The sequence below is a fragment of the Thauera linaloolentis 47Lol = DSM 12138 genome (genome assembly GCF_000310205.1).
Lineage (GTDB): Bacteria > Pseudomonadota > Gammaproteobacteria > Burkholderiales > Rhodocyclaceae > Thauera > Thauera linaloolentis.
In genome coordinates this window covers 1-12,967 of sequence record NZ_AMXE01000094.1, presented here as the reverse complement: position 1 = coordinate 12,967, position 12,967 = coordinate 1, and the positions used below count along the sequence as shown (strand labels likewise).

At 66.3% G+C, this 12,967-nt stretch carries 16 protein-coding genes; 5 read left to right on the top strand and 11 right to left on the bottom strand.

Translation table 11 applies throughout. The features are described 5' to 3' along the window. From C666_RS16720 to C666_RS16715, 4 genes are all read left to right on the top strand, one after another. On the top strand, positions 1-285 hold a 285-nt coding region (locus tag C666_RS16720; protein ID WP_004344093.1), incomplete at its 5' end, for an ureidoglycolate lyase. 335 nt (positions 286-620) lie between these two features. Continuing rightward, positions 621-974, top strand: coding sequence for a 5-carboxymethyl-2-hydroxymuconate Delta-isomerase (locus C666_RS19955; RefSeq protein ID WP_211206770.1), 354 nt, complete (start codon positions 621-623; stop codon positions 972-974). Positions 975-1,059: 85 nt separating this feature from the next. Next, the gene (locus C666_RS19950) at positions 1,060-1,674 is read left to right on the top strand and encodes a DUF1294 domain-containing protein (RefSeq protein WP_004344088.1); all 615 of its coding nucleotides are present in this window, start codon (positions 1,060-1,062) and stop codon (positions 1,672-1,674) included. Between the two features lie 129 nt (positions 1,675-1,803). Then, complete coding sequence (locus tag C666_RS16715) at positions 1,804-2,142, top strand: hypothetical protein (protein WP_004344087.1); 339 nt, start codon at positions 1,804-1,806, stop codon at positions 2,140-2,142. A gap of 171 nt (positions 2,143-2,313) precedes the next feature. Here the strand turns inward: C666_RS16715 and hutX are convergent, their stop codons facing one another. The 8 genes from hutX to uraH all read right to left on the bottom strand — a co-directional run bounded on the left by hutX (position 2,314) and on the right by uraH (position 9,940). After that, positions 2,314-2,856, bottom strand: a complete 543-nt coding sequence (gene hutX, locus C666_RS16710) for a heme utilization cystosolic carrier protein HutX (protein ID WP_004344085.1) — start codon at positions 2,854-2,856, stop codon at positions 2,314-2,316. Next, positions 2,831-4,243: a heme anaerobic degradation radical SAM methyltransferase ChuW/HutW gene (gene hutW, locus C666_RS16705; protein ID WP_154666245.1), complete on the bottom strand. Its 1,413-nt coding sequence runs from the start codon at positions 4,241-4,243 to the stop codon at positions 2,831-2,833. Before hutW ends, hutX begins: the two co-directional genes overlap by 26 nt. 189 nt (positions 4,244-4,432) lie before the next feature. Continuing rightward, positions 4,433-5,149 carry an aspartate/glutamate racemase family protein gene (locus C666_RS16700; RefSeq protein WP_004344080.1) on the bottom strand — a complete coding sequence of 239 codons (717 nt, stop codon included), beginning with the start codon at positions 5,147-5,149 and terminating at the stop codon, positions 4,433-4,435. A 12-nt stretch (positions 5,150-5,161) separates the two neighbouring features. After that, positions 5,162-6,661 carry an NCS1 family nucleobase:cation symporter-1 gene (locus C666_RS16695; protein ID WP_004344077.1) on the bottom strand — a complete coding sequence of 500 codons (1,500 nt, stop codon included), beginning with the start codon at positions 6,659-6,661 and terminating at the stop codon, positions 5,162-5,164. Between the two features lie 128 nt (positions 6,662-6,789). Beyond that, complete coding sequence (gene puuE / locus C666_RS16690) at positions 6,790-7,743, bottom strand: allantoinase PuuE (protein ID WP_370701733.1); 954 nt, start codon at positions 7,741-7,743, stop codon at positions 6,790-6,792. Between the two features lie 24 nt (positions 7,744-7,767). After that, entirely contained in the window at positions 7,768-8,316 is a 549-nt protein-coding gene (gene uraD, locus C666_RS16685; protein WP_004344072.1) for a 2-oxo-4-hydroxy-4-carboxy-5-ureidoimidazoline decarboxylase, read from the bottom strand. Between the two features lie 23 nt (positions 8,317-8,339). Further along, positions 8,340-9,533, bottom strand: coding sequence for a urate hydroxylase PuuD (locus C666_RS16680; protein WP_004344070.1), 1,194 nt, complete (start codon positions 9,531-9,533; stop codon positions 8,340-8,342). Positions 9,534-9,589: 56 nt separating this feature from the next. Next, complete coding sequence (gene uraH, locus C666_RS16675) at positions 9,590-9,940, bottom strand: hydroxyisourate hydrolase (protein ID WP_004344068.1); 351 nt, start codon at positions 9,938-9,940, stop codon at positions 9,590-9,592. A gap of 133 nt (positions 9,941-10,073) precedes the next feature. On the opposite strand from uraH, the gene C666_RS16670 reads away from it, so the two are divergent. After that, positions 10,074-11,012 carry a LysR family transcriptional regulator gene (locus C666_RS16670; protein ID WP_004344066.1) on the top strand — a complete coding sequence of 313 codons (939 nt, stop codon included), beginning with the start codon at positions 10,074-10,076 and terminating at the stop codon, positions 11,010-11,012. A 119-nt stretch (positions 11,013-11,131) separates the two neighbouring features. Here C666_RS16670 and C666_RS16665 read toward each other — a convergent pair whose 3' ends face one another. The 3 genes from C666_RS16665 to C666_RS16655 form a co-directional block, all read right to left on the bottom strand. Then, a complete protein-coding gene (locus C666_RS16665) occupies positions 11,132-11,605 on the bottom strand; it encodes a universal stress protein (RefSeq protein ID WP_004344064.1) in 474 nt (157 codons plus the stop codon). 143 nt (positions 11,606-11,748) lie between these two features. Further along, positions 11,749-12,459, bottom strand: a complete 711-nt coding sequence (locus C666_RS16660) for an energy-coupling factor ABC transporter ATP-binding protein (protein WP_004344063.1) — start codon at positions 12,457-12,459, stop codon at positions 11,749-11,751. Next, the coding region (locus tag C666_RS16655) for an energy-coupling factor transporter transmembrane component T family protein (protein WP_004344061.1) at positions 12,456-12,967 on the bottom strand (512 nt) is incomplete at its 5' end. The genes C666_RS16660 and C666_RS16655, both read right to left, overlap by 4 nt.

Sequence of the window (12,967 nt, the reverse complement as noted above, 5' to 3'; positions counted from 1 at the left end):
ATGGAGCGCCATCCGCTCGCTTCACAGGCCTTCATTCCGATGTCCGGGCACCCTTACCTGGTCGTCGTCGCCCCTCCCGGCCCGACCCCCGATGCACAGGATCTGCGCGTCTTCCTCGCCCAACCCCACCAGGGCGTCAATTACGCGCCCGGCGTGTGGCACCATCCCCTCCTCGCCCTGGATGCCGTCTCCGAATTCATCGTCATCGACCGCGCAGGACCCGGGCACAACTGCGATGAAATCACGCTCCCGCAGCAGGGAATCATCGCTTCAAGAAACGGCTGAACAGCCCCTCTCCCGCAGCCCCATCCTCCAGCCCCGCAAAGGGGCTGCACTGTTTTCATCCGCCGCGGATGCACAGGTGCGCAGACAACCTCGGCGTGGGGCCAAATGGCGCCTGGCGTAGCGGGCGAGGTATCTTTCGATTCACCCTGGATACTACTGAACGGTATGCTGGCTGTAGCGCCGGATGCGGACTTGGTCACGCGCGGTGTTGAACAGGCGTCGTGCGGATCATGGTGACGTGATAAACAGGGTGGGCAGCGGCATGGTCATTTCCCCCATCCCAACATCGGGCACGAAACTATGATGTTGCCGTCGGCCTGGCTCGAAAAATAACCATGGAATATAAAATGCCGCACTGCATAATTGAGCACTCAGCATCATTGGACGGTGAAACGATACTGGCGCTGGTATTTTCAGGTGCTTTGGAGTCAGAGTTATTTGAAGCGGATGGCAGCGATATAAAGGTAAGAGCAATTTCCTACCACCGCCATTCTACAGGGTCGAGCAGATCTGATTTCGTGCATGTGGCTTTGAAAATACTGTCGGGCAGAACACCCGAGCAGAAGCAGATGCTTTCAAGGTCGGTGTTGGCTCAGCTTCAAACGCTGAAGCTCATAAACTGCTCATTGACAGTCGAGGTGGTCGACATCGACCGCGCCAGTTATTCCAAGCACATCACTCCGGCATGAGTATTCCGAATACATGGCACTTCGCGTGCTGGACTCGCACAAGAACGCCCGGCGCTTAGGCCATTAGCCCTCTCAGCGAATCAATATGCGCCATCAAGGTCGAATTACCACTTGGAAGGATGACAAAGGCTTTGGCTTCATCACGCCCAACGGCGACGGGAAGCAAGTCTTCGTACACATCAACGCCTTTTCCAGCCGCCTGCGCCGGCCAGAAGGAAATGAACGCGTCACTTACCAGCTCACGGTCGACGACAAGGGCCGCTCCCAAGCGAAGGCTGTTGCGTTTGTTGGAGAGCACCCCACACGCCCCCGGGCTCCGGGCCGCAGCAAATCCCCCCTCATATTCACTGCTTTTTTCTTGATCTTTGTGGCTGGCGCTGCCGTCAGCGGCCGACTCTCCAGCACCGTCCTCGCGCTTTACACCATTGCAAGCATCATTACTTTTATCGCATACGCACTCGACAAGTCCGCTGCGTTGCGAAATCAATGGCGAACCCGGGAAAGTACATTGCACGTGCTCGCTCTTCTCGGTGGTTGGCCCGGCGCACTGGCGGCGCAGCGGCTACTTCGGCACAAATCAGCCAAAGCGTCATTCCAGACGACTTTTTGGATCACTGTCGTGTTCAACTGCGGAGCACTCGGTTGGCTATTTTCGCCGTCAGGCACCAAGGCCCTTGACGCTTTTCTGGGTGCCATATGAAGCCTGGCTTCAACGCGTGGACTCGTGAGGAACCCGGACACGCCATTCAAGCCACTTCAAAGTCAATGAAGCCTGGAACGCATAAATGTGAAAGCGAGTCTTACGGAACGTGAGTTTGGAACGCCATACGTGCCACATCCGTACAAGTACATCCTGCTGCTGATAACGCTGGTGCTGCCTTACCTGATCGTCGCTCATCGCAACCGGTTTGACAGCTCCTTCGCCACTGCGCTCCGGTTTGCATTGGCTGTGGCGGCCGTCTGGGGCTGGCTGCTCTGCACCCGCCTCATCGTCGACCACATGGATGCTCGTATCGCGCTGACACCCGAGCAGCTAGCATCCATCCATGCAGGGGATGGCGCGCGTAATGCCTCCGCCCTTTTGTTCGGGTGGGTTCCAGGTGTCCTTCTGGCTTCCATCAGTTGGTGCGTGGCACGCTCGTGGCACTGGCTCCGGGCCATCATCTGACGCTTTCCCGAGGGCCTTCCCGTCAACGTCTCTTTTTCTGCAGAGCGACCGCAGGCCGGTCAGGCCGGCTTGTTCTCCTGTCGCCGCTGCACGGTCATCCGTGTCTCCATTCCCGACGATTTTGCCAGGCCGGCGAAACTGCTGGCGGCCATCGCGGCATCGCGAGCACGCTCACACGATCGCCGCCTCGCCCAGGCGCTTCCACAGCGCGCTGAAGCGTTCGACCTGGTCGGCCAGCAATGCGCGCTGCTCGTCGCGGCCGACGAAGACCTTGAACATGGCCTCGCCCTCGGCGTTGAGGAAATTCACCGAACAACTGTCCGCCCCCATGAAGGGGCGGCGCACGAAAGCCAGCGTCTTGCAGCGATCCAGGCGCAGATGGCCGCTCACCGGGCTGCCGCCGCCGATATTGTAGAAGCCGTGGGCGAAGCGCCCCGCGGGCAGCGGCGCCTTGCATTCGAGGATCACGTCCGGGGTGTGCACCAGCACGGTTACCGGCCCCCAGCCGGCGATGTCCAGCAGCACCGCCTCGGCATGCTCGCCGGGCGCCAGGGCGCGGAAGGATTCGGGCAAGCATTCGATCACCGTCCTCATGCTGACCGCGTATTCCTGGGCAAACATCTCGAGCACGCCGGAGGCATCGGCGCTCAGGCGGGCGCGCAGCTCGTCCAGGCGCGCCGGGCTGGTTTCATGGGTGGTGGCTGCGTTGTTCATGAGGATGGCCTTGTGGCTTTGAAGGAAAAGAGAGCGGGCGCGGCATACCTGCGGCGTGGCCGTCGGGGTGCACCGCGGCGGCGGCCCGCGGGCCGTCGATGTAGGCGCCGATGAGCATGAAGAGCTGTGCGGCGATGTTGTTGTACCAGTAGCGGCCGCTGACGGTCAGGCACAGACTGCTCTGCTCGCGGCTGACCAGCCCCTGCCCCGCCCAATGGGCGAACAAGGGTTCCAGCGCGGCGGCGAAACCCGCTTCGACCACGCCCTCGAGAGCTTGCAGGTCGAGCGTGCCGTCCTCCAGGCTCTCCATCACCCAGCCGCAGGCGCGATGGTGCGGCGCGGGCGCCAGCATGGCGCCGAGCGGCTTCTCGCCCGCGGCCACGCGCGCCTGGTAGGTTTCGGCATTGCCTTCCTGCATGAAGCGATGGCCGGCCAGCATGCCGCCCGCGCCGGCACCGAAGGCAAGGCAGTCGGCGCCCCGTTTGGTGGCGTTGTTGTAGCGGTTGCGCTCACACTCCGAGCGGCGCCAGTGCGCCTGGCTGATGCGGGTCCAGCCCGCCGCGTCGAGAATGTCGCCTCCTTCGCGGTAGCGGCGCTGGGCGGCCTCGTGATCGGCGGCCTGCGGCAGGGCCCCCTTGTCGATGGACAGCGCCAGCGGGCTGCCCGCGTGCAGGGCCAGACAGTACAGATCGACGCCATCCAGGCCGATTTCCTCGCACAGCGCCACGTCGCGCCGCCACATCTCGTCGCTCTGCACGGGCAGCCCGTAGATCAGATCGCACACGATCACGGCGCGCCGCCGAGCGACCAGCCCGGCGAGAAAATCCACCGCTTCTTCCTTCGAGGCCTTGCGGCCCATGCGCCGGCGCAGCGCGGTATCGAAGGTCTGGATGCCGATCGAGAAGCGGTTGGCCCCGCCTTCGATGCAGGCATCCACCCGTTCGTCATCGAAGCCGGCCACGCGCCCCTCGATGGTGATCTCGCAGTCCGGCGTCAGAGGCAGATGCTCGCGCAGGGCCTCGAGGATGCGGTTCAGGTCCCGCGCCGATAGCGCGCTCGGCGTGCCGCCGCCGAAAAACACGGCCTCCACCGGTGCCCCCTGCATGCCGGCGCGGGCTCCGTCCAGGGCGATCTCGTCGATCAGCCTGTCGGTGTAGTCCGCCATCGCTTCTTCGTTGGATTTGTTGCGGTAGAAACCGCAGAACAGGCAGTGATTGGCGCAGAACGGCACGTGCAGGTAGGCCATGCGCGGCGCGGTGGTGTGCAGCAGAGCGGGATAGACCTGGTCCGGCTCCGCGATCGGGCGCACGTTGCGGCTCATCCAGGGATGCAGGGTGCGGCGCTCGAACGGCACCATCAGGTCGGCAAGGGACAATGGATGAGCCATGATCCAGGGAGGTGGAGTTATGCTTTCTTGAGAATAGTTCCAACTCCACTTCGGGAGGGTTAAGTTTGCTTAACCCCGTCATGGCCCGCAGCGCCCGGCCTGAACACAGGCCGGGGCGCCCATCAAGGCTTCGCGATACCTGTATTCCGCCTTGGTGATGCGCCCCGGCAATGCGAAGCCCCGCCCCCTTTACAGCGGGAAGCCGGTGATGCGCTTGGGGCGCGGCGGCGCATAGGTGCGCACCTTGGATGTCCGCAGCCCCAGCCGGACCAGCGATTCGGCGATGGTCACCGCGGCGGCCACGCCATCGACCACCGGCACGCCCGTCCGCTCGCGCACCGTGGCCTCGAGCTCGACCATGCCGCCGCAGCCGAGGCAGATGACCTCGGCATGGTCGTCGCGCACCGCGGCCTCGGCCTGGGCCACGATGCTCTCCACCGCGCGCCCGGGCTGGGTCTCCAGTTCCAGTACCGCCATGCCGCTGGCCCGGACCGAGGCGCAGCGCGCATCCAGCCCGGCCAGCTTCAGCCTGTCCTCGATCAGGGGCACGGTGCGGTCCAGCGTGGTCACGACCGAATACTTGTGCCCCAGGAACATCGCGGTCGAGGCGGCGGCCTCGGTAATGTCCACCACCGGCACGTCGAGCAGTTCCTGCAATCCCTCCCGCCCATGCTCGCCGTAGCCGGCCTGGATCACCGCGTCGAAGGGCTGGTCATAGCGCATCACCGCGTCCATGACGCCGACGGCGCAAAGGTAGCTTTCGAAATTGCCCTCGACCGACTCGGCGCCGAAGCGCGGGGTCAGGCCGACGATTTCGGTGCCAGGGGCGGCGAACTTGCGGGCTTGCGCGGCAATGCCCTCGGTCATCGAGACCGTGGTGTTCACGTTGACGATCAGAATGCGCATCGGTCTCTCCGGTCAGTGCTTGGTGGCCACGGCGATCGCTTCGCCGTCGCGGTCACGATAGGTCAGTCCCTTGGGCGCGATCAGATAGTAGGCCAATGCCCCGAGGCCCGCCGCGATGAACCACGAGAACTGCGACAAGGCCTGCAGGCCGGGCAGGAAGGCGATCAGCAGCGCGATCGCGGCCGAAGGGATCAGCGCCTTGATGGCCAGCGGATTGAAGCCGTTGACATAATGATAGGGGCCTGCCGGGTCATCGGTATAAAGCGCGGGCACATCCACGCGCTGCTTGCGGATCAGCCAGTAGTCGGCCATCACGATCCCGAACAGCGGGCCGAGGAAGGCGCCCAGCCCGCCCAGGAAATAGACGATGACGACGGGCGAGTTGTAGAGATTCCACGGCAGGATGACGAAGCCGATGACCGCGCTCAGCACGGCGGCACGGCGGAAATCCAGGTGTCGGGGCAGCATGTTCGCCAGGGCGAAGGCAGGAGCGACGAAATTCGCCATCAGGTTCACCGCGATGGTCAGGATCAGCAGCGACAGGCTGGCAAGGACCAGCAGCGGCGTGTTCGGGATCTTCTGGACCACGTCGGTCGGGCTCTTGATCAGTGTGCCGTCGATCATCAGCTGGCCGCCGGTCAGGACCACCACCATCAGGCCGAAGATCAGCATGCTGATGGGAATGCCCCAGAAGTTGCCGAGGACCACCGCTCGACGCGAGGTGGCGCCACGGGTGAAGTCGCAGAAATTCAGCACGAAAGTGCCGTAGATCGCCACCCACAGCGAGGCGCCGCCCAGGATCTGCGCCCACATGGCGCCGCCGGTCAGCGGGTTGGGCGCCGACCATTGCAGCCTGCCCCCCGAGCTGTAAAGCACCCAGGCCGCCAGCGCGAGGAAGGTGAACAGGATGACCGGGCCGGCAAAGGCCTCGTATTTGCGGATGCTCTCCATTCCGTAGCAGGCGATGATCACCTGCACGATCCACAGGGTGGTGAAGCTGATCCAGCCCAGAACCGACAGGCCCAGCACCATCTGCTGCGACAGCGGCGCGAGGCCGGGCAGCAGCGCGATCAGCAGCACGTCCAGCACCATCGAGGCCAGATAGGTCTGGATGCCGAACCAGACGATGGCGACGCCGCCCCGGATCAGCGCCGGGATCTGCGCGCCGCGGGTACCGAAGCTGATCCGGCTCATCACCGGGAAGGGGACGCCGGTTTTCAGGCCCATGTAGCCCGACAGGTTCAGCAGCATGAACAGGAAGACCGCGCCGAGCATCAGCGCGCCCAGTATCTGCCAGGCCCCCAAGCCCAGCGCGAACAGCCCGATGGCAAAGGAATAATTGCCCAGGCTGTGCACATCGTTGGTCCAAAGCGCGAAGATGTTGTAGGCGCTCCAGGTGCGGCCCTGCTTCTTGCTGGGCGCGAGATCCTGGTTGTAAAGGCTGGGCGAAACCCCCGCGGGCAGTTCAAGCTCGCGGTTGCCGTCATCGGCAAGAGAGGCGCTGTGGCTCATGCCGTACCCCCTTTGGCGGGGGGAACATCAAGCGTGTGGCTGGACATGGTGGGAGTCTCCTTTGTTTTTTCAGTGTGGTAAGAAACCGGGCCGGCCGGGGAAGGGTTCAGCCGGCCCTGGCGGGGAACTCATCCTGGCCGGTAGGGATGTTTTTCGATCCAGTGCCGGGCGATGTCGGCGCGGCGGCAGACCCAGACGCGGTCGTGCTTCTCGATGTGGTCGAGAAAGCGCTGCAGCGCCTTGAAGCGCCCCGGGCGGCCGAGCAGGCGGCAGTGCATGCCGATGCTCATCATCGCCGGGCGCTCCTCGCCCTCGGCATACATCACGTCGAAGGCGTCGCGCAGGTACTCGAAGAACTCGTCGCCGTGCGAAAAACCCTGCGGCAGCGCGAAGCGCATGTCGTTGGTGTCGAGCGTGTAGGGCACGACCAGCTGCGGCACGGTCTCACCGTCGCTCTTTTGCACCTCGGTCCAGAACGGCAGGTCGTCGCCGTAGTAGTCCGAGTCGTACAGAAAGCCGCCGTAGTCGGCCACCAGGCGCCGGGTGTTGGGCGAGTCGCGCCCGGTGTACCAGCCCAACGCACGCTCGCCGGTCAGGCGCTCGATGATCTCCATGCCGATCTTCATGTGCTCGCGCTCGATCTGCTCGGGCACGTCCTGGTAGTGGATCCAGCGCCAGCCGTGGCAGGCGATCTCGTGGCCCAGTTCCTTGAAGGCGGCGGTGAGTTCGGGGTGGCGCTGCAGCGCCATCGACACGCCGAAGACCGTCATCGGCAGGCCGCGGCGCTCGAACTCGCGCAGGAAGCGCCACACGCCCACGCGCGAGCCGTACTCGTAGATGCCTTCCATCGACAGGTGGCGGCCCGGGTAGCTGGCGGCGTTGAACAGTTCGGACAGGAACTGCTCGCTGCCGGCGTCGCCGTGCAGCACGCAGTTCTCGCCCCCTTCCTCGTAGTTCAGCACGAACTGCACCGCGATGCGGGCGCCGCCCGGCCAGGCCGCATGCGGTGGCCTCCGGCCGTAGCCGATCAGGTCGCGAGGGTAGGGCGTGGCGGTATGCGGGTTCATGGGTTGCGGGTTCATCGTTCGTCCTCGTCGTGGCTGCGGTCAATTCCGGGCGGCGAACAGCGCATCCAGGCGGAAGCGGGCGATCTTGCCGATTTCCGTCAGGCAGGCGCGGAATTCGGTGTCGCGCTCATTGGCCAGGCGGGCGTCGACGCGGTCCATGATCTGGTGGCGGGTGAGGCCCTTGACGGCGATCACGAAGGGAAAGCCGAAGCGTTCGCGATAGGCTTTGTTCAGGCCGCGCAGGCGCTGCAGTTCGTCCTTGCTGCACTGGTCCAGCCCGGCGCCGCGCTGTTCGCCGGTGGAGGCGGTGGTCAGGGTGCCGGCCTCGGCTTCCTTGCCGGCCAGTTCCGGGTGGGCGCAGATGAGGGCCAGTTGCTCGCTCGGGGCGGCGGTATCCACCACCAGGCACATGGCCGCGTGCAGCGCGTCGATGCTGTCGAAGGGGCCGGCGCTCCAGGCGCGTTCGGCGATCCACGGCGAATGCTCGAAGATGCCTTCCAGGCGGTCGACGAAGGCGGCCTGCGGCAGGCGCGACAGTTCGGCCAGCGCGGCGGACGTGTCGTCCGTGGAAAGGGTGCGGGTGTTCATGCTGTCTCTTCCCTGTTCTGTGGTCAGTTGGCGGTCGAGGCGCCCTGGGCGTGCCAGATGGCGATCGTTTCGCGTTCCTGTGCGGTGATGTGGGTCAGGTTGCCGAGCGGCATGTAGCCGCTGGCGACGGTTTCGGCGATCTTGGCGGCGTGCTGGGCGATCTGCTCGGGGTTTTCCAGCATCACGCCCTTGGGGGCCTGGACGAAGCCTTCGTAGCTCGGCTTCTCGGCGTGACAGCTCACGCAGCGCTGGTCCATCACCTGGCGGACGGTGGCGAAGCTCACCTTGTCGCCGCTCGCATCGACCTGCCTGGGCGCCATCAGCACCATCAGCAGCAGGATCAGCGCGGCGCCGGCCGCCGGCAGCCACCATTTCACCTGACCGCGATGGCGCAGCACGAAGAACTGGCGAATCAGCACCCCGGCCACCATCAGCACGCCGAGGACCAGCCAGCCGTTGGGGTTGGCGTAGGTCATCGGGTAGTGGTTGCTGATCATGATGAACAGCACCGGCAGCGTGAAGTAGGTGTTGTGCACCGAGCGCTGCTTGCCGACGATGCCGGGCTTGGCGTCCACCGGCTCGCCGCGGCGGATCTGCTCGACCATCCTCTTCTGGCCGGGAATGATGTGGAAGAAGACGTTGGCCGCCATCATCGTGCCGATCATGGCGCCGACGTGGATGTAGGCGCCGCGGGCCGAGAACACCTGGTGCAGCAGGTAGTTGGCGGCCATCACGAACACGAACACGATCGCCACCAGCAGGCCGTCCCTGCCGACCATGTTGCGGCACAGGACGTCGTAGAACACCCAGCCGGCGACCAGGAAGGCGATCGAGATGCCGATGGCGGCGGCGGGCGACAGCGCCATCACCTGGCTGTCGATCAGGTAGCTCGACGCGCCGATCCAATACACGATGGCCATCATGCCCATGCCGGACAGCCAGGTGGTGTAGGCCTCCCACTTCGACCAGTGCAGGTCGTGGCTGAGCGGTTCGTGCTTGGGGCCGGTGAGGTATTTTTGGCTGTGGTAGAAGCCGCCGCCATGCACCGCCCACAGTTCGCCGAACACGCCGCGCTTGGCGTCTTCCGGGTTCTTCGGCGCTTTGAGCGAGGTGTCGAGCATGACGAAGTAGAAGGAGGCACCGATCCAGGCGATGCCTGCGATCAGGTGCAGCCAGCGGACCAGCAGGTTGGCCCAGTCGAGCAGGTAGGCTTCCATGATCTCTTTTCTTTATCGGATGGGTGTGGGGCGGGGGCGGCCGGACGCGGGGCGGCTCAGCTGCCGCGATAGGTGGAGTAGCTCCACGGCGACACCAGCAGCGGCACGTGGTAGTGCTGGCCGGGTTCGGCGACGCCGAAGCGCAGCGCGACCTCGTCGACGAACGGCGGCTCGGGCAGGTCCAGGCCCTGGGCGCGGAAGTAGTCGCCGGCGCCGAACACGATCTCGTACTTGCCGGCCTCGAGCGCGGCGCCTTCGAGCAGCGGCTGGTCGCAGCGGCCGTCGTGGTTGGTGACGGCGCGCGCCACCTCGCGGCGTCCGCCGTCGAGGCGGTGGACGGTGACGGTGATGCCGGTGCCGGGCTTGCCGCTGGCGGTATCGAGTACGTGGGTGGTGAGGCGTCCCATGGCGTTGCTCCTGGTTTCTGTCCGGGGAGGGGAGGATGTGAGGCGCAGTGTAAGCCCGGGCATTGTTAACAAAACGCATATGTTCTTATAAGTGATATATCCTCTTGCTTATAAATAGACGAGGAGACACACCATGAGCCTGAGACGCGGCGACGACCCGCTCGACACCTACCTGCTGCGCATCTTCGTGCTGCTGATCACCGAGCGCAGCGTGTCGCGCACCGCCTTGCGCATGAACCAGTCGCAGCCCGCCGTCAGCGCAGCGCTGAAGCGCCTGCGCGACATCCTGGGCGACCCCCTGCTGGTGCGCGAAAAGGGCGGCATGGTGCCCACCGAACGCGCGCTGGCGCTGATGTCGCACGCCAAGGGCGCGCTGGCCGAGATCGACCGCATGGTCGACGCGCCGGAATCCTTCGAGCCGCACAGCACGCGCCACGAGTTCCGCATCGGCTCACCCGACTACCTGGCGCCGATGTTCATCGCCGGCGTGTCCGAGCGCTTCCGCCGCGAGGCGCCGCAGGCGCGGTTGACGTTGCACGCGCTGGGGCCGAACTTCGATTTCGAGCGCTCGCTGGCCGAGGGCGACCTCGACGTGGTCATCGGCAACTGGCCCGAGCCGCCGCATCGCATGCACCTGTCGATGCTGCTGGAGGACGAGATCGTGTGCCTGGTGGCGGCCACCCATCCGCTGGCACGCAAGGGCATGACGGCCGAGGACTACATGCGCGCCGCGCACGTCGTGCCGATGCCCTACTCCATCAGCCAGCGTGGTGTCATCGACAGCGTGCTGGCGTCGATGCGCATCAACCGCGACGAGCGCGTGGTGGTGCAGTCCTTCACCGCCGCGCCCTACCTGCTGCAGAACACCGACCTGGTATTCACCACCACGCGGCACTTCGCCCAGTTCTACGCCACGCTGCTGAACCTGGCGATCGTGCCGTCGCCGATCGCCTTTCCGCCGATGCGCTTCTACCAGCTGTGGCATGAGCGCAACCACCATTCCACCGGCCACCGCTGGCTGCGCCGCCTGCTGTCCGACTGCGGCCGGCGCATCGCGCTGCCGTCCGCGTAGACGGCAGCAAAGCTCTCCGTACTTTCTGTACTTTCCTACGGGGAGGGGGCTCGCGGGTGCGGGGGCGCGGGTGTTGCTATGCGAGCCTGGCCCGGGGCGCCGAGCCGCGCAAGCGCGGTTCAGCGGTCGATCGGCACCAGGATCACCGGCACGTCGGCCTTCATCGTCACCTTGTGGGCGACCGAGCCCAGCAGCAGCTCGCCGATCGTGCTGTGGCCGCGCGAACCCATCACGATCATGTCCGCCAGCACGTGCTTGGCCACGTCCAGGATGCGGCGCGAGGCGTCGCCTTCGAGCGCGCGCACGCTGGCCAGCACGCTCTTGACGTCGAGGTCCGGGTTGCCCTCGGCGAACACGTCGATGCGGTGGCGCAGCAGCGCCTCGGCCTTCTTGTGCCCGGCCAGTTTGATCTCGTCCATCTTCTCTTCGCTGATGAATTCCTCGTAAGGCAGGCTCGACGAGGGCAGCGTCACGGTGACGGCATGCAGCCTGGCGTTGAACTTCATCGCCAGGCCGACGGCGTGGCGGAACACCGCGGGCGAGCGCGGCGTCAGGTCGGAGGCGTAGAGGATCGAACGGATTTCGTAGCTCATGCGAGTCTCCCGGTAGGTGTGGTGTGCCCCGGGCATGCCATGGCGCGGCAGCGCCGGGGGCAAGGCCGTGGGTGGCCGATTGTCGTGCCGTGCGAAGTGTAGTGGGCGTCGCCGGCCGGCCGCCATGCCGCGCTTGATAGCGCTTATACGGGAAAACTGATGTCGCCGCGCACGTGCCGGCGGGCGGGGTGCTGATCGGGTGCGGAAAGGTCGATGCTGCGCGTCGCCAGCGCCGCGGCCAGCGCCTCGTCGTGCGAGGCGACGATCATCGGCAGCCCGCTGCCGGCCAGGATGGCGGTGATGCGGGCGGCGCTGGCGGCGTCGAGCGCGGCGGTGGGCTCGTCCAGCAGCAGCACCCGCGGCCGCATCGCCAGCACGCCCGCCAGCGCGGCCAGGCGCTGCTGGCCGCCGGACAGTTCGTGCACCGGCCGCGCCGCCAGTCCGGCGATGCCGATGCGCCGCAGCGCATCGAAGGCACGCGCGGAGGCCGCATCCGCGTCCAGGCCCTGGTTGAGCGGGCCGAAGGCCACGTCCTCGATCACCGTCGGGCCGAACAACTGGTCGCCGCTGTCCTGGAACAGCATCCCCAGCGGCCCGCGCAAGGGGGCGAAGTCGCGTTCGCAGCGGCAGCTACGGCCCAGCAGGCGGATGCTGCCGGCGGCGGCCGGGACGAAGCCGAGCAGCGCGTGCAGCAGCGTCGTCTTGCCGGCGCCGCAGGCACCGCGCACGAACAGGCGCTCGCCGGCATGCAGGTCGAGGTCGAGGCCGTCGAGCACGGTCCGCCCGCGCCGCGCCACGGTCAGGCCGCGCGCTTGGACCAGCGCCCCGCAGGCCGGGCCGTGGAACGTGCTCATGCGCGGAAGCCGCGTGCGCGCAGCGCGAGGCCGACGCGCTCGGCGCGCAGCATCGCATGCACCAGCAGCAGCGCCACCAGTTGCGCATGGACCCGCAGCGTGCGGCGGTTCATGCCCGGACGGAAGCCGCGCGCCTGCATCGCGCGCTCGATGCGCTGCCGGCTGGCGGCGAGCAGATCGAAGTAGCGCACCGTCAGCGTCAGCAGGCGGGCCATCTTGGGTGGCAGGCCGAGCCCGGCGGCGGCGCGGCCGATGGCGAAGGCGTCCAGGCCGGAGAGCAGGCCCAGGCAGCACAGCGCGATCGCGTTGGTGCGCAGCGAGATCTGCAGTGCGAGCTCGCGGCCGGCGGCGGAAGCCGCGATGCCGTCGGCGCCGAACTGCCAGGGCAGGGTCAGCCACAGCATTGCCACGAAGCCATTGACCGCCAGCAGGCGGCCCAGCAGCGGCCGCCATGCGCCGCCGCGCCACATCGCCGCCGCCAGCACCAGCGCGCCGGCCGCGGCGGCGA